The sequence below is a fragment of the Henriciella mobilis genome (genome assembly GCF_003576285.1).
GTDB classification, from domain to species: Bacteria; Pseudomonadota; Alphaproteobacteria; order Caulobacterales; family Hyphomonadaceae; genus Henriciella; species Henriciella mobilis.
On the sequence record NZ_QWFX01000013.1, the window covers coordinates 693963 to 717316 of the forward strand.

Genomic DNA, 23354 nt, shown 5'->3' on the forward strand with positions numbered 1-23354 from the left:
AGCACGAAGACGAGTAAAGCCTTGCTTTCTACCTCACGGAATGGTCGACTTATCCGTATGTAATCAAGGAGATTTCACGTGTTTCAACGGGTCATTGGAACGATTGCTGGGGCACTTTGCCTGCTGTCCGCGCCGGCCATCGCTCAGCCAGAACCGGTGCCGGTCGAAGTCTGGGCCGACACCAACCAGGTCCAGTCGCTGGACATGGCGCCGGACGCAGAGCGCATTGCGATGCTGATGCGCCGCGATCGCGCAGCCGATCCCGAACTGATCATCTTCGACACGGACGATATTCAGGGCTCGATCCAGGCGATCCAGACCGAGGGCCTGATCCCGCAAAGCGTGTTCTGGGCAAACGATACCCACATTGTCGTCGAGCTGATCCTCGAGACCGAGGATGGCGGGCGCCCCGTCTACCTGCCACGCACCGCTTCCTACAATGTGAAGACCAAGAAATGGCAATCGCTGGTGCGCACCACAAACCGGCCGAACCCGCGCGACCCGATGCAGGAATTCATGGGCAGCCTCGGCATTGGTGAGGTCGTCGCATCTCTCCCGGATGAGAAGAACAAGGTTCTCGTTTCGCACACCGAAGACCCCGGCGAGAGCCCGAACTACTACATTACCGATGTCCGGAACGGCAATCGCGACCGCGTGCTGCGCAGTGGCGAGCGCTTTTCGAGCTTCACCTTCGACCGGGCGGGCCAGCCCCGCGGCGCCGAGGAATATGATGCGGCCCGCAACCGTATCGTGACCTATGCGCGCATCTCTCCAGACGATGACTGGAAGGAAATCGGTGCCCTGAATGCCGACAGCCGCGACGTATTCAGCCTCGTCGGCTTCTTCAATCCAGGCCGCCCCGAACTCGCCACCGTGGTGGCGAACGAACCCGGCCGGGATGCAACAGCCATTTACGATGTCGACATCCGCACCGGCGAGCGGGAAATGCTGTTCGGCACGGAACGGTATGACGCTGTGGGCGTGATCCGCTCACCCCGCCTGTCCGACGGCGCGAAGATTGTCGGGTATTGGTATTCCGATCTCGAAGGCACAAAGCCGTATTACATCGATGAGTACTTCGGCAGCCTTCACGCCAGTATCGAAGCAGCCTTTCCGGGCAAGGATGTATCGATCCGCCGCGTTTCGGACGATAACTCCACCACGCTCATCTATGTGACCAGCCCGCAAGATCCGGGAAGCTGGTATCTCATCAAGGACAACAAGGTTGCGCCGGTCATCACCCGCAACCCCGAAATCCCTGAAGAGGCGCTCTCCCCTCAGGAACTCGTGACCTACACGGCGCGCGACGGGATGGAAATTTCCGGCTACGTCACCATTCCGCGCGATATGGAAGGCCCGTTCCCCACGATCGCCATGCCGCATGGCGGCCCCTGGGTCCGCGATGAGAAAGGCTATGACGAATGGGCGCAAATGCTCGCCAACAAGGGCTATGCGGTCTTCCAGCCGAATTATCGCGGGTCGCGTGGACTTGGTAAGAAGCACTGGATCGCCGGGGACAATCAGTGGGGCCTCAGCATGCAGGATGATGTCGAGGACGGCATCAGCAAGCTGGTCGAGATGGGCGTCGCCGATCCGGACAAGCTTGGCTTCTTCGGCTGGAGCTATGGTGGCTACAGCGCGTTTGCCGCAGCCACCCGCGACAATGACATGTTCAACTGTATCGCTGCAGGCGCCGGTGTCTCCGACATCAGCCGCATTCGCGGCGGCCTGGCTGGCAGCCGTTTCTTGCGCGAGTTCCAGAAGCCGACCATTTCGGGCGTCAATCCCATCGAGCATACAGATAAGGTCACCGTTCCGATGTTGCTGATCCACGGCGACTACGACACGACGGTGCCTGTCGAGCATAGCCGCCGCTGGGTATCGCGCCTCGAAGACATGGGCGCCGACGTCAAGTACGTCGAGATCGAGGACATGACCCACAGCCCGTTCTGGTATGAACAGAACATGCAATGGCTGCCGGAGCTGTTCGAATTCTTCGATACGAAGTGCGGCTTCTGACCCCTTTCACGGGACAATCCCAATCAGGAAAGGCGGGCCTTCGGGTCCGCCTTTTTTCTTGCCTGGACCTTAAGGCGCTCGGCCCTGTCTCGGGCTGCGGTCGCCGAACCACCAGAGCGTGGCGGCGGTGGCCGCGAAGGTCGCGGTCTCTGTGATCGAAGCGCGCGCCCCGTCATCGGCGCCGAGCCAGATGCCACCCGCGATCAGCCAGAGCAGCAGGGTCAGGAGTGGCCGGGTCAACCCACGCACCGCATCGACCCAGCGATAGCTCGCCGCGATCGCCGCGTCCGCCTCGACCGACGCACGCAAGCCTTCCCAGCGCCCCGCCGTCTCGGCCAGGGCAAGCTCAGCCTCGGTCTCGGCGGCGCGCGCCGCCTGCTGGCGTTCCAGCAACTCGGTCTCATGCGCCCAGCGGGCCCGCTCATGGGCCTGGGCCTGGCGAGCCTCGAAGAAGCCGGCCACCCGGCCGAGCGCCGTCCCGATGAGGCCGAACAATCCGCCGCCCGCCGCGCTCGCCGCCAGTCCTGCTATATCGTCCATTCTGTTTCGCTTCCCGGATAGAACCAGCGCGCTGGCCGCGCCCGCCTGTCGATGTGGAGGAAGCTGCGCGCGAGACCAAAGCCGGTAAAACCCGCCCGCTCGGCCGCTGCCAACAGCGCGAACCGGTGATGCCCGGCCAGGCGGATATCGGCGGCCAGTTGCTTGTGCATCGACAGCGGCGCCCCGCCGACCGATGCATTCCACGCGGCGCATCGATGCCCCGATGTGATGACGAGCGGCGCGCCCATATCGGCCCGCACCTGCTCGAGCTCATCGAGAAACGCCGGATCATGCCAGTATTCGCCACCGCAGAACCGCCCGCCACACCGGCAGGCCAGTTCCGCAATCGAAAAATGCGGCCAGCGCCAAGCCGGGGCAAGCGCCCTGCCTGCCTCTCTCACGCAATGGAACAGCACGCCTGTCCTCCTTTGACGGAGGATAGACTAGCGGCGCCCGTCCGTTGTCGGACGAATTGGGAGGATGCCCGAATTAAGTGTTTGAATTCCGGGTATTGCGAACAGCTTCCTAGAGGATGCCGCTGGTCGCGGCCTGTTTCGCCACGGCGGCTTCCGGCCGGAAGGCCTTGTGCTGGTTGAGGGCTGCGATCGCTTCTTCATATTCGCGCGCCAGCCGGTCGACGAACTCGGCTGTCGACATGCGTTTGTCGACCGCGCCAATGCCCTGCCCGCAGCCCCAGATATCTTTCCACGCCTTGGACTTCTGATTGCCGCCGGAGCCGAAATTCATCTTGCTCGGATCGCTTTCAGGCAAATTGTTCGGATCCAGCCCGGCCGCCTCGATCGACGGCTTGAGATAGTTGCCATGCACGCCGGTAAAGAGGTTCGAATAGACGATATCCTCGGCGCCATACTCGACGATGGCATCCTTGTAGCCGTCCACGGCATTGGCTTCGTCGCAGGCGATGAAGGCTGAGCCGATATAGGCAAAGTCGGCGCCCATGGCCTGCGCCGCGGCGACTGCTCCGCCATGCGCGATCGACCCCGACAGGGCGAGCGGACCGTCGAAGAACTTGCGGATTTCCTGGATCAGCGCGAAGGGCGAGAGCCGCCCGGCATGCCCGCCTGCCCCGGCGCAGACCGCGATGAGGCCGTCGGCGCCTTTCTCCAGCGCCTTGTTGGCAAACCATGTGTCGATGACGTCATGCATCACGATGCCGCCATAGGAATGGATGGCTTCATTGACCTCGGTGCGCGCGCCGAGCGAGGTGATCACCAGCGGCACCTTGTATTTCACGCAAAGCTCGAGGTCTTCTTCCAGACGGTTGTTCGTCTTGTGGACGATCTGGTTGACCGCGAAGGGCGCGGCCGGCCGGTCCGGATTGGCCTTGTTATGGGCGTCGAGCTCTGAGGTGATCCGGTCGAGCCACTCATCGAGCTGGCTGATCGGACGCGCATTCAGCGACGGGAATGAGCCGACAACGCCGGCCTTGCACTGGGCAATCACCAGGTCCGGATTGGAAATGATGAAAAGCGGAGACCCGATAACCGGGATACGAAGATTCTGGAGCACGGGCGGGACGGACATGGGCAAACCTCTACCTTCAGCGGTTATCTTTTCTGCCGGATTAGGTAGCAGGCGCCGCGTCCGCGGCAAGGTATGACGTGGGGTGAAAGCTGAGGATCACGCCTGCCCTTCGAGCCAGGCAAGATCGCTCTCCAGCTGCTCGCGCAGGATGCGGCTCACCGCCGGCAAGGCCGACTGCCAGCGCTCCCAGGTGTAGAAGGACTTGATCAGCCGGTCATTGCGGCACGCCTCGCTGACGGGCACGCCCAGGCGCAGCAACCTGTCCGGGCGCGAATAATCCCGTCCGGCATAGCTCACTTCACGCCGGGCACGCGGGCCGACCGCTATGATCGGATTGTTCTGCGCCCGCTCATCCAGCGGCAGCACCTCGATAAATTCAGCCTCGCGCAGGAAGACCGACTTGTAATAGGCCGTGTCGCTGAACCGCTTTCGGGCGTCTTCGCCTTGCCGGGCCAGCAACCGGGGCGAGGAGGTCAGCTCCTCCAGCGCCGAGCTGCGCAGAGACAGGCCACTCGTTCCCATGATCACATTGATCCCCCTGTTGACGGCCTCCAGCGCTTCGGGTGAGTCGTCACACGACAGCAGGCTGTCGAAGGCATTCGAAACGAATTCGAGAGTCACAATGGCCTGTTCGTCGGCCTCGTCGAGGGTCGCAAGGTTGGTCACAACCTCCGCGCGGTAGCGCTCCAGCGCATCCTGATAGGCCGCCCGGTCGGCGCGCGCGGTGTTCCAGTTGCCGAGCTGGAGACCGATGAACACACCGGCCACCACGATCAGGAAGTCGAGCCCGACCGCCAGCCAGTTCTGCTGCCCGATATGCTCACTCAGTCTCCGAAGACGCATCGGCCCCTCACCCCTCGTATCGCCAGCCAGCATACTGGCCAATCCGCCCGCGCAAGGCGAGGCCTAATTCGCTCGCCTGAGCCTGTGCGCCGGGGCCGCGCCGTGCCACTATCGCCGTCAACAAGAGATGGGAGGCAGACATGAACATGAAAGACAAGGTTGTCGTGATTACCGGCGGGGCGACGGGGATCGGCTATGCGCTCGCCAAGACATTCGGCGCAGACGGCGCGAAAATCGTGATCGCCGAGCCGCGCGAGCACCGGATGGAGGAAGCCTGCGAGATGCTGGGCGAGCTTGGCGTCGATGCGCGCTGGACGGTGTGCGACGTCACCGACCTCGAAAGCGTCGAAAAGCTCGCCCATTTCACCTGGGGCCAGCATGGCCGCTGCGACGTGCTGATCAACAATGCCGGGATCGGGCTGCGCGAGAAGCGCCTGCCGGACACCCCGATGGAAGATGCCCACCGCATCATGGATGTGAACTTCTGGGGCGTCTGGCGTGGCTGCCGGGTCTTCGGCAACCGGATGAAGGAACAGGGCTCGCCGGCCATGATCTACAATACCGGCTCGGAGAACTCCTTCTTCTGCGCCTCCACTGGCGCGGCCTATATCGCCTCCAAGCACGCTGTGCTCGGCCTCACCGAGATGTTCCGGCAGCAGGTGCCAAATTATATCACCGTTGGCCTGATCATTCCCGGCTGGGTCGCCTCGGAGCTGAACCCGCAATTCAACGAACATGTCATGCCGGCCGACGATTTCGCCGCGATCATCTATCCGCAGATCAAGGCCGGTGAGCGCTTCGTTGTCAGCCACGCCTACAATGTCGTGCGGATCGACGAGCGCATGGACGCGCTGAGGGCGGCCTATGCCAAATACGCCCCGCGCTATGAAGGCGACGAGGAATATGACGTGAAGGTGCTGGTCGGACGGCTGAAGGACCGGGGGCTGATCTAGACGGGCCCCGCTAGGGCTCCAGCGGCGGAATCTTCATCGTCCCGGCGCCGACAAAGCGCAGCACCGCCTGCGTGCGGCTGTGCACGTTCAGCTTCTCGAAACAGCGGCGCACATAAGTGCCGACCGTATGCTCGGACACGCCGAGCAGGCGCGCAATCTCGGTGTTCGACTTGTCGTGCACCATGGCGACCAGGACCTGCAGCTCGCGCCGCGACAGCGTATCCATGCGCACCGTCTCGAGCTCCCGCAGGCGGTAGAAATACTCCGAGAAGAGAAACTTGATCCGGCGCAGGTCCGCCGGGGTCAGGTCCGGGCGCTCCTCCTCGAAGGCGGCAACGAAATAGGCAAAGTCGCCGGGCTTGGAATAGACAGGCGTGGTCACCCCGTCGTGGAAGCCCGCTGCGCGCATCACGTCCAGGACCGATGTGCCGCGGTCATTGAAGTCGAGCGAGGATTCCAGCGTCAGGAAATGGACCGGCATGCCGAGTGTCATGGCCGCATACATGATCGGATCGTCGCCGGCCATCTGCTGGCGATAGGCGGATCTTACACTCTCTGGCCAGGTCGAAAGGATAGGCAGCTGTCCGGTGGATGCCGCCCCCCGAAGGGGAAGGTGTAACCTGACAGGGCGGTGGCCCCGATCGATTCAAACGTCTCGATCAGCACCTCGTCCAGGTCATCCCGGGACGTGCAGCGATAGATCTCATTCAGGTAGCTCGAAAGGTCCAACACGAACCCAGCTTTCATGTCTTCTACCGCAAGTAAAGTAGGCCATTCCGAATTAACTCAATAGTCAAAGGCCAGCTTTTTTCCCGCGACCGCACCGCCCGCCGTGCCTCGAAGGATTTTTTTGTCTTTGATTTCTGGTGCTTCTGGCGATTACCAATTGCGCTGAACCGGCCAGGCTTTTTTGGGACGTCGAGGACTGACCCAGGCGGCGCTATGAACTGGGCAGGCTGCCCGCGCCACCGCCAAGAAATCGCACAATCGCCTGTGTGCGGTTATTCACGTCGAGCTTTTCGAAACAGCGCCGCACATAGGTGCCAACCGTGTGCTCCGACACGCCAAGCTCGCGCGCAATCTGCGGGTTGGACTTGGCGTTCACGATGGCGACCATCACCTGGCGTTCACGCACAGAGAGCTCGCTGACGCGCACATCGGTGAGCTCGCGATAGCGGAAATAGTATTCCGAAAAGAGGAATTTGATACGCCTCAGCTCGGACGGGCGGATATCGTCGCGTTGTTCATCGAAGGCGGCGGCAAAGCAGGCAACGCTGCCTGGCCTTGAGATGACCGGCGTGATGACACCGTCGACAAGTCCGGCCTCGAACATTGCAGCGACAAAGGTCTGCCCCTTCTCGTTCAGGTCCATTTTCGCCGTCAGTGACCGGAAGTGAACCGGTATGCCAAGCGCCATGGCTGCATTCATGATCGGATCGTCCCCGACCATGATGTCGCGATAGACAGCCCGCACAGAGTCCGGCCAGGTCGAAATGATGGGCAGGCGCTGATCATCATCATAGGCGCTGACCGGAAAGTTGTATCCCGACAGCGCCGCGACGCCGATGCGATTGCATGTGTCGATCAGGACCTCGTCCAGAGCTTCCTTCGTCTGACAGTCGGAAACCGCTTCAAGATACGCCAGGAGTTCCATGTGCACTTCCCGCAACTTTTGCCGATGCCGCTAGGTAAATCTGTTCGGCGCCGCTTCAATGCGGGAAGGTCAGTTCAACTGGCCCTAAAAGCAGCCAGGCCTGCGCCGCGCCCTACAAGGCCCTCGCCTGTGACTTCTGGCGCTTCTGGTGTTTGTTGTAAGCGCTGAGCAGGCCGAGTTTCCTCGGAACATCTCGGCCTTCGGACAGCGCCTCGATCGCCATGTAGTTCCAGGCCTGCTGGCCGAGGGCATTGATCATCTTGAACAGGCCGATGCCGCTGTCCGGCCCGAGGAAGCCCGGCCCAAGCCGCATTGTCTTCGCGTGGTTTTCCAGCCGGTCGATCTCACCGGCCAGCATCTTGGCCGGTCCGCGCGGATCGGTGCACAGCGGGGCACCAATCCCGATCATGTCTGCCAGGCCGGCCGATACCGCTTCTTCCATCGCGATTTTCGAGCGGAATCCGCCGGTCGCCATGACCGGCATGGAGGCTTCCTCGCGCACCTCACCGGCATAATCGACAAAGAAGGCTTCGCGCGCCTTGGTGCTCTCGCGAACGGGCTGGTACTCGGCGGCCTCAAACCCCTCGATGCCGAGCAGCTTGGGCTGTTCGTAATTGCCGCCGGAGACCTCAAGGAGATCGATCTTCTTTTCCGACAGCCAGCGCACCACCTGGCGGCATTCCTCGAAGCTGAAGCCGCCGGTCTGGAAGTCGGCCGAATTGAGCTTCACGCCAACCGGGAAGTCCGCCCCGACAGCCGTTCGCACCGCCTCGACCGTCTCGAGCAGCAGGCGCGCGCGATTCTCGAGGTAGCCGCCCCATTCATCCTCGCGCTGATTGGCGCGCGGATTGAGGAACTGGCTGATCAGGTAGCCATGCGCGCCGTGGATCTGCACACCGTCGAACCCGGCCTCGCGCGCCACGCTGGCGCAAAGCGCAAAACCTTCGATCACCTTGCGGATGTCATGGCCGTCCATTGCGACAGGCGTGCCGAACTGGCCGCCGGGCAGGTCCAGCGGGATGGCGGACGGGGCATGCGGGGCCGGATTGACCAGCTTCGGCGTCTGGCGCCCGGCATGGCTGATCTGCATCCACATCTTCCCGCCGCGTTCCTGTCCCGCCGCCGCCCAGGCCTTCAGGGCCGCCATGTGATCGGCATCGGGCCGGCCATCGACCGCGACATTGCCGGGCGATTCCAGGTGGCGGCGATCGATCAGCACATTCCCCGTCAAAAGCATGCCGCAGCCGCTCTCGCTCCACGCCCTGTAAAGCCGGGCATGACCCTCGCCCGCGCGATTGCCGACGGCGATCTGTTCGGTCATCGCCGCCTTGCACAGGCGGTTGGGAAGCTGCGCCCCGCAAGGCAGGTCAAGCGGTTGCTCAAGAATGCTGGTCATGGACAGGTGGCCCTCCCTGATTTGTCCGTGCCGGAACCATGGCCCGGCGCGCCCGAACCGTCCAGAGTTGCATTTTCGCGATCGGCCCCCTAATGAAGCCCCTCAAGCCAGACCGGGAAAAGGACAGAGGCAATGGATTTCGCCCGCACACATTTCGCGACGACCTTCCAAGCTGCCCGGGCCTCTTTCCATGTCTGCCTTTCTCACCCTCGACCAGCTGTCGCTTGCCAAGCCTGACGGCACACCGCTTTTCGAAAATCTCACCCTCTCAGCCGGCGCCGAGCGGATCGGCCTTGTCGGGCGCAATGGCTGTGGCAAGTCCACGCTGATTGCGGCGATTGCCGGCGACGTGCAGCCCGCGCGCGGGGCCATCCATACGCATGGCCGCTTCGCCCGGCTGGAACAGCGCTTTGACGAGACACTCACTGTCGCTGAAGCGCTCGGCGTGGCCGATGCGCTCGCATGCCTCGCCCGGATCACCGCCGGTGATGGCACAGAGGACGATTTCGAGACCGCTGACTGGACGCTGGAAGCGCGCCTCGGCAAGGCCCTGGCCGAAACCGGACTCGACGCCATGGCGCTCGACCGGCACCTGGCCACCCTGTCGGGCGGAGAACGCACGCGGGTCGGCCTTGCCCGCCTTCTACTCGCTGAGCCGGATCTCATCCTGCTGGACGAGCCGACCAACAATCTCGACGCTGACGGCCGCGCGGCCGTGATGACGCTGATGCAACGCTGGAGCGGCGGCCTCATCGTCGCGAGCCATGACCGCGCCCTGCTCGAATGCGTCGACCGGATTGTCGAGCTGACCCCGGTCGGCTGCACCGTCTTTGGCGGCGGCTGGCGCAATTTTGCCGAAGCGCGCGACGCCGCCCGCGCCCGCGCCGCGCAGGAAGCCGAAACCGCCGCCAACAAGCTGAAGTCGACAGAGCGCAAGGTCCAGCAGGCGCGCGAGCGCAAGGACCGCTCCGATGCGCGCGGCCGGGCGACACGGGCACGCGGCGATCAGCCGAAATTGCTGCTCGATGCCCGCGCCGAACGCGCCGAAGCCACGGGCGCGCGCGGCCAGCAGCTTGCCAGCCGACAGCTCGGCGAGGCCGAATCCGCCCTGTCGGAGGCCGAGGCGCGGCTGGACATTATCACCCCGCTGCATATCGACCTGCCCGCCTGCTCCCTGCCCGCCAGCCGCCAGCTGCTGACCGTCTCGGGTGTCTCCATGAGCTTCGGGGACCGCCACCTGTTCGGCCCCCTATCCTTCGAGATGCGCGGGCCGGAGCGGGTCGCGATTGTGGGGCCGAACGGGTCCGGCAAGTCGACGCTGCTGAGGCTTGTCACCGGCGCGCTGTCTCCCACCTCCGGCACGGTGACCTGCCATACAGACCGCATCGCCCTGCTCGACCAGCATGTCAGCCGCCTTGACCCGGCCCGTTCGCTCATCGAGAACATGAAGGCGCTCGCCCCGGCCCTCAACGACAATGAAGCGCGCGCCCAGCTCGCCCGCTTCGCCTTTCGCGGCGAGGATGCGCTACAGGCGGTGGGCACGCTGTCGGGCGGGGAACGCCTGCGCGCCGGGCTGGCCGCCGCCTTTGCTTCGCCGGAGCCGCCGGAACTCCTCCTGCTGGATGAGCCGACCAACCATCTCGACATCGACGCCGTCGACCTCCTGGAAGCCGCCCTGCAGGCCTATGACGGCGCCATCCTCGCCATCAGCCACGACGAACGCTTCCTCGAAGCTATCGGCGTTGAACGGCGGCTCACGCTGTCGTGACTTGCGGGCCGCGTGCGGCCGGTGCACGAACGCCCCGACATGAAAGCCTGAAGACGCCTTCTGCGCCACGGATCATCCGCACGGCCATGAAGCCGGCCCCGGGAGACCGGTTGCGCCGGATATCTCTCCTATGGGCCATGCCCGCTTTCATGGACATCAAGACATGTATACCAACTCACCCGACAATCGTTACGGGTCCCTCGCCGCCGAAATCTACGACATCGACAAGCCCTTCGGGAAACTCCCGGACACAGCCTTTTACCGGGACGCGCTGAAAGGGCTCGACGGGCCCATCCTGGAGCCGGCCTGCGGATCTGGCCGCACGCTCGTCCCGCTCGCCGAGGCGGGCCACGAGATGTGGGGCTTCGACACCTCCGCGGAGATGCTGGCGCAGGCTGAACCCCGCTGCGCGAAGGCCGGCGTGCGCGCCAGGCTGAGCCAGCAGGGCTGGTCGGACTTCACCTACGACCAGCGCTTCTCGGCCATCATCCTGCCGGTCGCCTCCTTCACCCTGATCGAGGACGCTGACACGGCATTCGGCGTGCTCGCGCGGTTTTACGCCGCGCTGTCGCCGGGCGGCCTGCTGCTCATCGACCTGACGCCGCTCAGCACGCTCGCCCCGGTTGAAGACGACCGGCGCAGCTGGGTGGCGGAGAATGGCGACCTGCTGACCCTTCACGCCGTGCGTACCGGGACCGACTGGACGAAACAGGCCTTCCGCCTGTCGGTCCGCTATGAACGCTGGCGCGAAAACCGGCTGGTCGCCGCCGAGCTCGAACCCATGGTGATGCGCCAATGGGGCATCGAAGAGTTCCGCATGGCGCTGGAGCGGGCGGGCTTTACCGATGCGCGGTGCCATGGCGACTACAAGCGCGGCGAGCCGCCGGAAGCCGGGACGCATATGGTGACCTGGGAGGCGCGAAAGCCGGCCTAGCCGCGCCGTGCACCCTGCCCGCCATCGACGCGCAGCAGCACGCCGGAGACGAAGTTCGCCTCCTCGCTGACAAGGAACAGGGCGGCGTGGGCGGTGTCCCAGCCGGTGCCCATATGACCCATGGGCACCATGGCCGACCGCTCCTCGCGAAGCGCCTCAGGCGAGATACCGCGCCGCTCTGAAATGCCCTCGATCGCCATCGGCGTGTCGATCAGGCCGGGCAGGATCGCATTGCAGCGCACGCCCTTCCTGGCCGACGACAGGGCGACCGCTTCGGTCATCCGGTTCATCGCAGCCTTGGACGTCTCATAGGCCATCATGTGATGGCCGGCGATGGAGGCGAGCGAGGAGATGTTCACGATGGCGCCCGCGCCCTGCGTCTCCATGATGGGCAGGCAGGCCTTGGTGACCAGCCAGGCCGACTTGAAATTGACCGCCATGATCCGGTCGAACGCCTCTTCGGTAAGGTGTTTGGCCGGGGCGTCACCCGCGCCAATGCCGACATTGTTGACCAGCGCGTCGATCCGGCCATGCGTCTCGAGCGCCAGACGGGCGATGTTTTCCGCCTCGTCTGCCTTGGCGACATTGGCCGCAAGCGCGAGCGCATCGCCGCCCTCTTCGCGGATCGCGGCCACGGTGGCATCGGCACGCTCAAGCTCCCGGTCGACGCAGATGACGCTCGCCCCGGCGCGCGCAAAGAGCATGGCGCAGGCCTTGCCATTGCCGATGGTCGAGCCGGGCGTCTGGCCGGCGCCCGTGACGACCGCGACCTTCCCGGCAAGCCGCCCCGAAACGTCGATACCGCTCACTTCCTGAGGTCCGGGTCGAGGGTGAGGCCCTCGTCGAGCTGGATGCCGAGCGAGTTCAGCAGCATCGAGACCTGGGTGTACTGGCCGACCGTCAGGACGAGGTCGATCTTCTGCTTCTGCGGGAGGAAGGCGAGGCGCGCCCAGGTCGCATCCGTGATGAAGGCATCGCTTGTCAGCTCATCGGTGGCCTGGAGAAGGGCGGCGTCTTCCTTGCTCCAGCCTTCCGCGTCCGGGCCCTCCTTGATGCGCGCGATCTCGGCCGGGGTCAGGCCGCAATCGAGGCCGATCCGCTCATGCTGGGCCCATTCATAGCCGGACTTCCAGTTGAACCCCGCGCGCAGGATGACGAGTTCGCGCTCCCGCGGGGGCAGGTCATTGTGCTCGGACAGGATGTAGCCGCCATACACCATGAAGCGCTTATAGGCTTTCGGCGCGCGCGCGAGCGTGCGGAAGATGTTGAATACCCGGCCCTGCTGGAAGCGCTGGCCGAGCATCTCCTTCTGCTCCTCGCCCATCTCCTCATCCTTGAGCGGCGCAATCCGGGGTTTGTCCAAGCGCATGCGGTGTCCTCCTGCTTTTTGCCGGGCAGTAAAGGACCGCACCCCGGCCGAGGCAAGGCTCCCGCCACGGGAGTTAGAAGCGAAGAAGGGCGCGAAGCTCGCTTTCGATCTCACGGGCGAGTTCGCGGACAACCTTGGACTTATCGCCCTTCGTGCCATACTTGGCGCCCGTGTCCTGTCCCATCCAGTCAACCAGCTCGATGACCTCTCGCAACATGTGCCTATCCCCATTGGCAAAATAGAAATTGCCATGCTCACGCAAGGCATGCAGAACATCCATTCGGCTCTGGAACTGGTCCAGAAAGATCGATGCATCGGAGCCGAGTTCAGCTTTGAACAGATCCCACATCTCGCGACCGTCTACCGTTTCGAAATGCCGCTTCTGCATGATCAGCTTGAAGAGCGCGTGCGTCGCGCGTGGCGAAGGGCGCTGTCGGAGCAGCTGAACCGCCTGGAGCTGGGCATAGGTGAATTCCGGGACGCTGCGAATGGCTTCCAGCGCAGCAACGACATAGGGCACATCCGCCTGACCGAAGCCGTCTATGTCGTCGCGAAGCTCCTGAAGAATCCGCTCAAGTTCCAGCTTCTGGCGGCGGGCGAATGACCGGTCATCGAGTGAGCGGCGCAGTTTCGTATCAGCATTATCGGCAAGAAGCTGTGCGAGCTGCCGCAGCTGTTCGATGGGCGTACCGACCAGCACCTCGTAATGTCCGACCATCCAGCGGGCACCCGCCTTTACATCCGGGTTTTCGGAATGGACCAGTTCGCTCAGGCGGCGCGGATTGTAAGGATTCTGATCCCAGCTCAGCTTTTTGCGCTCATCGACATGCTGCTGGACAAGCTTCCTGAACCTCGATTTGGGAACCAGCTCTCCTGCCTTGCGGTCGTATCGCATTCCGTTCTCGAAGAAGGCCGCTTCGGTGAAAGGGTCAAACACGTCCAGATGCCCAACCTTGTAGAATTTCCTGTCCGCCCTCGAACGCTGCCACAAGCCAATTGCCTGGAAGAGAGCCGCCATGATGACGAGGTCGACCATGGCGCGGGCGGCGAAGGTCAGGTGCTTGGCGAGCGGATTTTCACTGGTCGTGGCATCATAAGGCGTCTGGATGTCCACATTGTAGATCTCCCACCAGTCGACGAAGGGCACGGCCTTGGCCAGTTCCGCGCCGAAAAAGCGCAGCCAGTCGAAGAAGGCATTGTGCGTCGAATAGCGCTCGTCAAACGCAAAGGATTCCGTCCAGCCCTGAAGCTGGTGAAGCGCCAGCGGGACAAGGATGAACAGCGAGGCATAGCCCAGCAGCGCCTCGTCCTTGAGGTCGTTATCGAAGCCGACATGGATCTCGCTGCCGCGCGTCGTGCGGAGCCGGGAGGCGGTTTCCCGGTCCTCCTCTACCCAGGCCCAGCGCCGGCCGAGCGCCACCGCGATCAGCATGGCCATTCCAATCGGGATCAGCCCCCATGGCGGCGCGAGGACAAAGCCGAGCGCGCTTAGCGGCAGGATGACGATCAGCACGAGCAAGTGCGGCGTGAACCAGACAGCCCCGTGCTGGGTTGCCCCCGAAAGCGGCGCAACGAGACGGACGAGGATGGAATCAAGCCGGCTGACCAGTACGCCAGGCGTCAGAGCCGCGACGCCATTGACCCTGAGATTCCCGAGGGCGGCATCATCTTCCTCTCGCCGTTCGCGCCAGTTGTTGACGACTCGCATCAGGTGCGGCGAAAGGATGATGGCGAAGAAAACCATCAGCACCACAAAGGTGATGAAGACGCCAAAGTCTTCCTTCATCTCGAACTTCCCGCCCGCCGCCGCCCAGGCAAGCAGCACAAGTCCGGCAATCAGGATAAAGCTCGTCCAGAAGCTGAATTCGCTGACAACGTCGGAACGCAACATCTGTCCCTTCGCATCGCCGGGGCGCTGGGCCGCTTCGAGCCGGGCCTGCCTGTAGACGCCCATCAGCAGTGGCACGAAGGCCGCCACGAAGCATGCAAGGAACCCGATCAGGTGGATGAGGCGCGTCTCCTCACCGGCGATCCGGAGCGGCAGGGGACCGACCCAGCCACTGGCCGACGAGGCATAGGCGACGACGCAGAGCCCGGCGAGGCTCGCCGAAAGATATACGAAGAATTCTATGAAACCGTGTTTGACGCGTCTGACCTGCTGGGGCGTTCGCCCCCGAAGCGGCGTCGTCATAGCTTGTGAGTATGGGATCCAGACGGCTTCCAGTCTCAACAATTGGGCCAGCAGTAGAAGGGATGGGAGAAGACCGGCCAGGACCAGCCCTGCCGGTGTTAACCGCTCCGCCGCCACAATCCCCGCGCTACCGGAGATGACCATGGCAACCATCGCGGCACCCGTCGCCGAAAGGGCCGCCAAGACCGTAAACATGTTGTGGTCACCGCGTCCTGACCGCGACTCTTGCACCCTACCCAGCCCCATCGTTGCGCCTCCGAAATGAAGTTGTAGCGCAACTTACCCGTGGTTGAGAAGATGGGACTTGGGCGGGCTCGGCTTTTCCGGCGGTCTACACCTGACTGGCGAGCCAGGCGGTGTAGCCGGCATAGCCGGCCAGCATCAGGGCGCCTTCGCCGCGGGTGATGCGGTGGCCGGTCCGCGCAAGCACGATGAGCGCGCCGGTCGCCGCCAGCATGACCCAGATATCGACCGCGATGATCTCACGCGGCACCGGGATCGGCTGGACAAGCGCAGTCACGCCCAGGATGCCGAAGACGTTATAGATGTTCGAGCCGACAATGTTGCCGAAGGCGACATCGTTCTGTCCGCGCAGGGCTGCGACAACGGAGGTGACGAGCTCCGGCAGCGAGGTGCCGATCGCGACAATCGACAGGCCGATAATGGTCTCGGAAATCCCGAACTGCGTGGCAAGGCCGACCGCCCCGTCGATCAGCAGGGATGCGCCGAATATGGTGAGCGCGAGCCCACCGACGGTGAGGACCAGGGCAAGCACGCCGTGCGGTTCGGCTTGAGGGGTCTGCATGCTGTCCACGGGCGCAATGCTGGCCGGGGCGCGCCGCTCCTGCCAGATCGCGAAGCCAAGATAGGCGGCAAGGCCTGCAATGAAGACAAGGCCGGATAACCGGTCGAGCACACCGCTCATCACGACCGCCAGACAGACCAGCGCCGAGGCGGCGAGCACCGCCCCGTCACGCTTCAATGCGCCGCTGTCGACGAGCACCGGCTTCAGCATCGCGGCAAGGCCGAGAATGAGCAGGATGTTCGCAATGTTCGAACCGACCACATTGCCGGTCGCCACACCCGGAGAGCCCGCCATGGCGGCCTGCAGGCTGGTGACAAGCTCTGGGGTGGACGTGCCGAAACCGACAAGGGTGAGCCCGATCAGCAGCGGCGAGACGCCGAGTTTTCGGGCAACGGATACCGCGCCGCGGACAAACAGGTCGCCGCCAATCAGCAAAAGCGCAAGGCCGGCAAGAAGGGAGATAACAAGCATGGGAAAAACGAGGGTTTCGGGTTTGGTCGTCCGGCCGCCGTCGCGCGGGGGCTCGTCGTTTCTGGCACGGGCCGGACGTCGAGATCCTCATATGCTTCTAGCTGCGGCGGACTTCAAGGCGGGTCTGATTACTCCCCATGCGGATTAAATTTCATTTAGCCAGATTGCGCCTCTTCCGGCCTGTCCGGACTCTCGCCATATGACGATGCGCGGACACTGAGCCCCGCGGACCAGGCTACGGGCCCCGGTCCAACTCTTACCCTGAATGGAAATGCGCAGATGAGCGCACGTAATAAATACATTGTGGCAGCCGTTGCGGCTGTCGCTGTCATTGGTGGCGGCGCCGCCGTCGCCTACTATTCGAACACACGCACGGCCCCTGAGCCGCTGGTGACCGAACAGGCCGAAGACGACACCGGTCTCGACCTTGCCGAACTGGAAGCCCCGGTTGAAGCCGAAGCCGTCGCGGTCGAAACCATTGTCGATGTGGCCGATGAGACCCTTGTCGCCGATGAGACGATCGCAAGCGACATTCTCACCGACACGGCAACCGCCCAGCCGGAGACTCTGCCGGCCGAAGTGCAGCCTGAATAGGCGCTTTGCCGATCTGCCTATGGTCATCGCCGCCCGGCGCCCTTACATGGCTCGTCTCGAACAGAGCATGATGAAGGCCTCGACACGGCGATGACCGAACTTTCCGTCAACCTTAATGCGGTCGCCCTCTTGCGCAACCGGCGGGACCTGCCCTGGCCGAGCGTGACCGGCCTCGGGCGGATCGCGCTTGAAGCCGGCGCCAACGGGTTGACAGTTCATCCGCGTCCGGACGAACGCCATACAAGGCGCAGCGACCTGCCTGCCCTGCGCGCGCTGATCGACACTGAGTTTCCCGAGCGCGAATTCAATATCGAGGGCAACCCGACCGAAGACTTCCTTGAACTGGTCGAGGACATCCAGCCGGAACAGGTCACCCTCGTTCCGGACGATCCTGGCCAGGTGACCTCGGACCATGGCTGGAATTTCAAGGCCGATGGCGCGCGCCTGCACAAGATTGTGGCCCGCCTGAAAGTCACCACCGGCGCGCGCATCTCGCTCTTCGCCGATGCCGACCCCTCGCAGATGGCTGCCGCCGCCGAAACCGGCTGCGACCGTGTTGAACTTTATACCGGCCCCTATGGCAGCTGCCATGACGATCCGGAGGCGGCTGCCCGGGAACTGGAAAAGCTCGCCCAGGCGACCGAGGCCGCCATGGCATGCGGGCTTGGCGTCAATGCCGGCCATGACCTGACCGTCGAAAACCTTATTCCGCTCGTCCTGCGCATCCCGGATCTTGCCGAGGTCTCCATCGGGCACGGCCTGACCGCCGATGCGCTGATCCATGGCATGGCCGAGACGGTGCGCCGTTTCCGGCGCGCCTGCGGGCAGGATGCCTGAAGACGCTCACAGCCATTGGATGGCCTGCCCGACCTCCCTCTCCCAGGCGGCTCCGTCTTCGACCGACCACGGATCACAGGGTAGCCACTCCGGCGTCACAGGCAGGTCGGCTGGCACGCCGCACGGCCATGACGCTCGGCCATCCGGCTCCAGACGGGCCCCCGCATTCATCAGTAGGCTGAAATAGTCTTGTACGGCACACCAGGCCGCCATGGGGCCGGCGCCTTCCGGCAAGGTGCTTTCCACGCGCTGGAGGAAGGCGATGGCCGCAGCTTCGCCCGGCTCCGGCGCCACGGTCATGTCCGCCCGCTTGCCTATCCGCGCGAGCGCGGTCTCCAGCTTGCGGGCTTCACCCTCCCATGCCGCAGCTTCGTCCAGCCGGTTGAGCCCGGCAAGGGTCAGTGCCCAGGCGCCATGGCGCTCAAGCCGCGCTTCCGGCGTCTCGGCCAGCAGGTCGCCCTTGCGGATGCCAAGCCAGGCGGCCCAGGTCTTGGCCGTCGACGCCGAAACCCGGGCGCAGGCCGCAGCGCGCTCAAAGGTCTCGCCGGTTCGTAGCGCCGTCTCCAGCGCCCGCACCTTCAGCATGCGGCCAAGCGGCATTCCGGCCATGAGGGGTCTGGCGTCCTGGGTCATGTCGATGGGCGCAAGATTGCCACGGCACCGGCCGGGGGCGGATGAATTTTTGCGGAGGCCACTGCCAGCGGGGGCCGATGGCGGGAAAAGGCACCGTTCAAGACATCTAGCCGGATACGGTCATCCTGGAACCAGACCGGAATCATACTGGAATTGTACTGGAATCATACGGAAAAAAGACTGTCGCGGCGGTGGACCGTCCGGTGGAGGGGCACCGGACTTTCCTCCGCTTACGAGGATGTTTTTCCGCCGGAAATCATGAGGCCTGTTTCAGCCTGTCCCGCATCAGTTCCAGCCAGGCCGCCTGCTTGTGAAGCTCGCTGACCAGATCGTCCGGGTCGCCTTTCGCGATCAGTTCGTCGAGCCAGATGCGGGTCACGCAGGTCTGGCTCTCAACCCAGTCCAGAATACGCACCCTGCCTGGCTCCGATTTCGCTGCTCCGCGATCCGATTGCGCTTTCCCGCGCTCCATGCCCTTCGCCAGATGCTGTTGCCATGCCATTGTCATCGCCTTCCCTCTTATTTGCGAATGGTTCTCATTTGCATGCAATTCGGCGCACGCGTCAAGGGGCTTTGGATTTCCGCTAGGGAAAGGGCGTGCTTTGACCTAGTGGAAAGCCTTGACCCGCACGTCAACCAGCGGCCAATACCGGGGCAGTCAGAGACAAGAACGAGTACAGATATGGCAGACGGGTTCCTCTCACTCAGCAACGACTTCGAAACCGCAACGGAAGCCGACTGGCTGGCCGCTGTCGAAAAGTCGCTGAAGGGCGGTGGGCTGGAGCGGATTACGCGCAAGAGCGATGATGGAATCGCGATCCGGCCCCTCTATCGCGAAGACGGTTTTGCCAGCGCAACCGACCCGCTCGGCGCGCCCGGCGCAGCCCCCTATCTGCGCGGCGCCAAGGCCGAACCAGACGCTTACCTGCCCTGGGACATCCGCCAGGCCTTCACCCATCCCGACCCGGCAACCACCAATGGCGAGATCCTGCGCGACCTCGAACGCGGCGTGTCTTCTGTAGAACTGTCGGTCGATTGCACCGGCGAGCATGGCTGCGCGATCGAGGATGCCCACACGTTGTCAGCCGCGCTCGATGGCGTGCGCGCCGACATTGCCACCATCGCACTCGACCATCGCGGCAAGGGCTCGGGCACGTCGGTCGCCGCGCTCCTCGCCCTGTGGGGCGAAGGCAAGGGCGCGTCGGATGCGCTGAAGTTCGCCTTCAACATCGACCCCATCGGCCTGCTCCTGCGCAAAGGGGTCGTCGAGGGCGGCATCGATGCGGCATTCGTGCGCACCGCCGAACTCGCCAACGTGCTGGCCCTTCGCTATCCGAAGTCGACCACGCTGCGGGTCGACGCGCGCGCGGTCCACGAGGCAGGCGGCTCGGAAGCGCAGGAACTGGGCGGCCTGATGGCCCATGCCGTCGACACGATGCGGCGGCTGGAGGCAGCCGGCTACGACATCAAGGCCTTCCCCGAACAGGCGCTGTTCACGCTCGCCACCGGCGCCAATTACGGGCTGGAAATCGCCAAGCTCCGCGCCGCCCGCCGGCTCTGGGCCCGGGTGCTGGAGGCCATGGGTCTTGATTCCGAACCCATGTTGCTGCAATCGGTCAGTTCCGCCCGCATGCTGACGCGCTACGACCCGTGGGTGAACATGCTGCGCAACACGGCCGCCTGTTTCGCAGGCTCTGTCGGCGGCGCCGATATCGTCACCGTACGGGCCTTCAATGAAGCCCTCGGCGTGCCGGAAGAACTCGGCCGCCGCACCGCCCGCAACACGCAGATCATCGCCATGGAGGAGTCCGGCCTCGGCCGCGTCGCCGACCCGGCCGGCGGGGCCTGGTTCGAGGAGACGGTCGCCACAGACCTCGCCGAAGCAGCCTGGACCGTCTTCCAGGAAATTGAGCGCGAAGGCGGTCTCGTCGAAAGCCTGTCGGCAGGCAAATTCCAGAGCCGGATCAAGACTGTTCGCGACCAACGCTTCAAGGCCATCGCGAAACGCAAAGTGCCTGTGACCGGCGTCAGCGAATATCCACTGATCGATGGTGTCGACGCGCCCGTCGCCGAAGCGCACCAGTTAAGCAATGCTACGCGCGTCTCGAATGAGGGGCTCAAATCCTTCCTTCAGGACCTGCCAGACCGCTCGGGCGAAGACACGACGGCCGAAGCGCTGGCGCCGATCCATCTCGCCCGCGACTTCGAAACCCTGCGGGACCGCGCCGCCGCCCATGAAGACAAGACCGGCAAGCGCCCGTCCGTCTTCATCGCGACGCTGGGTCCACTTGCCGAACACAATGCCCGCGTCGACTTTGCGCGCAACCTTTTCGCCGCCGGCGGCATCGAGGGCAAGGAGGCTCCGTCGCTTCCCGAAACGGCTGACGACATTGCCGCCGGGTTCAAGGCCTCCGGCTGCCATATCGCCGTCATCTGCGGCAGCGACACGCGCTACGAAACCGAAGCCGCCGACGCGGCCCGCACCCTGAAGGGTGCCGGCGCCCAACGCGTCTTCATCGCCGGCAAGTTCGAAGCCGCCTATAGTGACACCAACATCTTCATGGGCTGCGACGCGGTCGAGGTCCTTGAGCTGGCACAGGCCGAACTGGGAGTTGCCAAATGACCACTTTCCCCGACTTCACCAAACTCGACCTCGGAACGCCGCACGCAAAGGCGCCGTCTGGATCCCGCAAGCGCACGCTTGAGACGCCGGAAGGCATTGATCTTGCCACCGCTTACTCCGCCGCCGACACGGCCGGTCTCGACTATCTCGACGACTATCCGGGCCTTGCCCCCTTTGGCCGCGGCCCCTACCCGACCATGTACACCCAGCGGCCCTGGACCGTCCGGCAATATGCCGGCTTCTCGACCGCCGAGGACTCCAACGCCTTCTACCGCCGCAACCTTGCCGCCGGTCAGAAAGGCTTGTCGGTCGCCTTCGATCTTGCAACTCACAGGGGATATGACAGCGACCATGTTCGCGTGACAGGCGATGTCGGCATGGCCGGTGTGGCCATCGACTCGATCTACGACATGCGCACGCTTTTTTCCGGCATCCCGCTCGACCAGATGTCGGTGTCGATGACGATGAACGGCGCGGTGCTGCCTATTCTCGCGCTCTATATTGCGGCGGCAGAGGAACAGGGCGTGAAGCCCGAACAGCTCGCCGGGACCATCCAGAACGACATCCTGAAGGAGTTCATGGTCCGCAACACCTATATCTATCCGCCCAAGCCGAGCATGCGGATCATTTCGGACATCTTCGCCTACACCTCTGAAAAGATGCCGAAATATAACTCCATTTCGATCTCCGGCTATCACATGCAGGAGGCTGGCGCGACGGCTGACCTGGAGCTGGCCTACACGCTCGCCGACGGGATCGAATATATCCGCGCCGGGCTCGACGCCGGGCTCGATATCGACAAGTTCGCCCCGCGCCTGTCCTTCTTCTGGGCCATCGGCATGAACACCTTCATGGAAGTGGCGAAGCTGCGTGCGGCAAGGCTACTCTGGGCCAAGCTCGTCCAGCAGTTCAATCCGAAGAACCCGAAATCACTGTCACTGCGCACCCACTCGCAGACCTCCGGCTGGTCGCTGACGGCGCAGGACGTCTACAACAATGTCATCCGCACCTGCCTTGAAGCCATCGCGGCGGTCGGCGGGCAGACCCAGTCGCTGCACACCAACAGCTTCGACGAAGCGCTGGCCCTGCCGACGGATTTCTCCGCGCGTATCTCGCGCAATACGCAGCTCTTCCTGCAGCAGGAAGGCGGCGCCTGCCAGACCATCGACCCCTGGGGCGGCTCCTACTATGTCGAGCGCCTGACCCACGATCTTGCCGCCAAGGCGCTGGAGCATATCGACGAGGTCGAGAAACTCGGGGGCATGCGCAAGGCCATCGAGGAAGGCGTCCCGAAGCTTCGCATCGAGGAAGCAGCGGCCCGCACGCAGGCCCGCATCGACAGCGGCGAACAGACCGTGGTTGGCGTCAACAAGTTCCTGCTCGACCAGGATGAGGACGTGCCGGTGCTGAAGGTCGACAATGCCACGGTGCGCCGCATGCAGCTCGATAAGCTCGCGCGCCTCAAGGCCGACCGCGACCAGGCGGAAGTCGATGCCAAGCTCGATGCCATCGCCGCCGCCGCCGCCAGTACTAAAGGCAACCTTCTGGAACTCGCCGTCGATGCCGCCCGTGCCAAGGCAACAGTGGGCGAAATCTCGGAAGCCGTCGAGCGCAGCCAGGGCCGCCATCAGGCGGTCATCCGCTCGATCAAGGGCGTCTATGGCGGCTCGATCGGCAAGGATGAGAAGGCCAATGAAGCCCGGGCGCTCGCCGAAGACTTTGCAAAGAAGAAGGGCCGCAAGCCCCGGATCTATATCGCAAAAATGGGCCAGGACGGGCACGATCGCGGCCAGAAGGTCGTCGCCTCGGCCTTGATGGACCTCGGCTGGGAAGTCGAGATCGGCCCCCTCTTCCAGACCCCGGAAGAAGCGGCCCGCGATGCCCGCGAGGCGGGCGTCGATATTGTCGCCGCCTCCTCGCTCGCGGCCGGCCACCTGACGCTGATCCCCGAGCTGCGCCGTGCCCTCGGCAATGAGGGCGCCGCCAGTACGCAGATCATTGCCGGCGGCGTCATTCCGCCCGGCGACTATGACGCCCTGCGGGCAGCAGGCGCGTCGGCCATCTTCCCGCCCGGCACGGTCATTGCAGATGCGGCGCGTACCATGCTGGAGTCGCTGCAGGACGACCCGGTCAACACAGCCGCGGAGTAAGCCCTGGCCAAATGGATCAAGAGACTGCC

The 23354-nt window shown here is 64.0% G+C and carries 22 protein-coding genes; 8 read left to right on the forward strand and 14 right to left on the reverse strand.

Annotation, left to right across the window (positions count from 1 at the left end):
• Positions 1–78 precede the first annotated feature (78 nt).
• Complete coding sequence (locus D1223_RS13805; RefSeq protein ID WP_119376990.1) at positions 79–2019, forward strand: alpha/beta hydrolase family protein; 1941 nt, start codon at positions 79–81, stop codon at positions 2017–2019.
• Positions 2020–2088: 69 nt separating this feature from the next.
• On the opposite strand, the gene D1223_RS13810 is transcribed toward D1223_RS13805, so the two are convergent.
• The 4 genes from D1223_RS13810 to D1223_RS13825 form a co-directional block, all read right to left on the reverse strand.
• Positions 2089–2559 (reverse strand): hypothetical protein, encoded by a 471-nt coding sequence (locus D1223_RS13810; RefSeq protein WP_119376991.1) that lies wholly within the window; start codon positions 2557–2559, stop codon positions 2089–2091.
• The gene (locus D1223_RS13815; RefSeq protein WP_119376992.1) at positions 2547–2975 is read right to left on the reverse strand and encodes a D-Ala-D-Ala carboxypeptidase family metallohydrolase; all 429 of its coding nucleotides are present in this window, start codon (positions 2973–2975) and stop codon (positions 2547–2549) included. Before D1223_RS13815 ends, D1223_RS13810 begins: the two co-directional genes overlap by 13 nt.
• 109 nt (positions 2976–3084) lie before the next feature.
• Positions 3085–4104, reverse strand: coding sequence for an NAD(P)H-dependent flavin oxidoreductase (locus tag D1223_RS13820; RefSeq protein ID WP_119376993.1), 1020 nt, complete (start codon positions 4102–4104; stop codon positions 3085–3087).
• A gap of 96 nt (positions 4105–4200) precedes the next feature.
• Positions 4201–4947 carry a hypothetical protein gene (locus D1223_RS13825; protein ID WP_119376994.1) on the reverse strand — a complete coding sequence of 249 codons (747 nt, stop codon included), beginning with the start codon at positions 4945–4947 and terminating at the stop codon, positions 4201–4203.
• 140 nt (positions 4948–5087) lie between these two features.
• Here D1223_RS13825 and D1223_RS13830 point away from each other — a divergent pair, with 140 nt between their 5' ends.
• The gene (locus tag D1223_RS13830) at positions 5088–5900 is read left to right on the forward strand and encodes an SDR family NAD(P)-dependent oxidoreductase (protein WP_233353168.1); all 813 of its coding nucleotides are present in this window, start codon (positions 5088–5090) and stop codon (positions 5898–5900) included.
• A gap of 10 nt (positions 5901–5910) precedes the next feature.
• Here the strand turns inward: D1223_RS13830 and D1223_RS13835 are convergent, their stop codons facing one another.
• The 4 genes from D1223_RS13835 to D1223_RS13850 form a co-directional block, all read right to left on the reverse strand.
• A complete protein-coding gene (locus tag D1223_RS13835) occupies positions 5911–6480 on the reverse strand; it encodes a helix-turn-helix transcriptional regulator (protein WP_325051228.1) in 570 nt (189 codons plus the stop codon).
• On the reverse strand, positions 6447–6647 hold the full coding sequence (locus D1223_RS13840; protein ID WP_119376996.1) for a hypothetical protein: 201 nt from the start codon (positions 6645–6647) through the stop codon (positions 6447–6449). The genes D1223_RS13835 and D1223_RS13840 overlap by 34 nt, the downstream gene beginning before the upstream one ends.
• 193 nt (positions 6648–6840) lie before the next feature.
• The gene (locus D1223_RS13845) at positions 6841–7554 is read right to left on the reverse strand and encodes a helix-turn-helix transcriptional regulator (protein ID WP_119376997.1); all 714 of its coding nucleotides are present in this window, start codon (positions 7552–7554) and stop codon (positions 6841–6843) included.
• 112 nt (positions 7555–7666) lie between these two features.
• Positions 7667–8950 carry an NADH:flavin oxidoreductase/NADH oxidase family protein gene (locus D1223_RS13850; RefSeq protein WP_119376998.1) on the reverse strand — a complete coding sequence of 428 codons (1284 nt, stop codon included), beginning with the start codon at positions 8948–8950 and terminating at the stop codon, positions 7667–7669.
• A gap of 190 nt (positions 8951–9140) precedes the next feature.
• Between D1223_RS13850 and D1223_RS13855 the strand changes: the two genes are divergently transcribed.
• Both D1223_RS13855 and D1223_RS13860 read left to right on the forward strand, forming a co-directional pair.
• Positions 9141–10718 (forward strand): ABC-F family ATP-binding cassette domain-containing protein, encoded by a 1578-nt coding sequence (locus tag D1223_RS13855; RefSeq protein ID WP_119376999.1) that lies wholly within the window; start codon positions 9141–9143, stop codon positions 10716–10718.
• A 163-nt stretch (positions 10719–10881) separates the two neighbouring features.
• A complete protein-coding gene (locus D1223_RS13860; RefSeq protein WP_158588491.1) occupies positions 10882–11652 on the forward strand; it encodes a class I SAM-dependent methyltransferase in 771 nt (256 codons plus the stop codon).
• Here the strand turns inward: D1223_RS13860 and D1223_RS13865 are convergent.
• From D1223_RS13865 to D1223_RS13880, 4 genes are all read right to left on the reverse strand, one after another.
• A complete protein-coding gene (locus tag D1223_RS13865; protein WP_233353169.1) occupies positions 11649–12461 on the reverse strand; it encodes an SDR family NAD(P)-dependent oxidoreductase in 813 nt (270 codons plus the stop codon). The two genes, D1223_RS13860 and D1223_RS13865, sit on opposite strands and share 4 nt — an antisense overlap.
• A complete protein-coding gene (locus D1223_RS13870; protein WP_119377001.1) occupies positions 12458–13021 on the reverse strand; it encodes a carboxymuconolactone decarboxylase family protein in 564 nt (187 codons plus the stop codon). Before D1223_RS13870 ends, D1223_RS13865 begins: the two co-directional genes overlap by 4 nt.
• Before the next feature lie 73 nt (positions 13022–13094).
• Positions 13095–15407 carry a hypothetical protein gene (locus D1223_RS13875; RefSeq protein WP_147372837.1) on the reverse strand — a complete coding sequence of 771 codons (2313 nt, stop codon included), beginning with the start codon at positions 15405–15407 and terminating at the stop codon, positions 13095–13097.
• A 136-nt stretch (positions 15408–15543) separates the two neighbouring features.
• Positions 15544–16488, reverse strand: coding sequence for a calcium/sodium antiporter (locus D1223_RS13880; protein ID WP_119377003.1), 945 nt, complete (start codon positions 16486–16488; stop codon positions 15544–15546).
• A 279-nt stretch (positions 16489–16767) separates the two neighbouring features.
• Here D1223_RS13880 and D1223_RS13885 point away from each other — a divergent pair, with 279 nt between their 5' ends.
• Both D1223_RS13885 and D1223_RS13890 read left to right on the forward strand, forming a co-directional pair.
• The gene (locus D1223_RS13885) at positions 16768–17082 is read left to right on the forward strand and encodes a hypothetical protein (RefSeq protein ID WP_119377004.1); all 315 of its coding nucleotides are present in this window, start codon (positions 16768–16770) and stop codon (positions 17080–17082) included.
• Positions 17083–17172: 90 nt separating this feature from the next.
• Positions 17173–17919: a pyridoxine 5'-phosphate synthase gene (locus D1223_RS13890; protein ID WP_119377005.1), complete on the forward strand. Its 747-nt coding sequence runs from the start codon at positions 17173–17175 to the stop codon at positions 17917–17919.
• 6 nt (positions 17920–17925) lie between these two features.
• On the opposite strand, the gene D1223_RS13895 is transcribed toward D1223_RS13890, so the two are convergent.
• Positions 17926–18528: a hypothetical protein gene (locus D1223_RS13895; protein ID WP_119377006.1), complete on the reverse strand. Its 603-nt coding sequence runs from the start codon at positions 18526–18528 to the stop codon at positions 17926–17928.
• Between the two features lie 280 nt (positions 18529–18808).
• A complete protein-coding gene (locus tag D1223_RS13900) occupies positions 18809–19054 on the reverse strand; it encodes a hypothetical protein (protein ID WP_119377007.1) in 246 nt (81 codons plus the stop codon).
• 180 nt (positions 19055–19234) lie between these two features.
• On the opposite strand from D1223_RS13900, the gene D1223_RS13905 reads away from it, so the two are divergent.
• Together D1223_RS13905 and scpA are read left to right on the forward strand one after the other, a co-directional pair.
• A complete protein-coding gene (locus D1223_RS13905) occupies positions 19235–21175 on the forward strand; it encodes a methylmalonyl-CoA mutase family protein (protein WP_119377008.1) in 1941 nt (646 codons plus the stop codon).
• Positions 21172–23325, forward strand: coding sequence for a methylmalonyl-CoA mutase (gene scpA / locus D1223_RS13910; RefSeq protein WP_119377009.1), 2154 nt, complete (start codon positions 21172–21174; stop codon positions 23323–23325). Before D1223_RS13905 ends, scpA begins: the two co-directional genes overlap by 4 nt.
• Positions 23326–23354 lie beyond the last annotated feature (29 nt).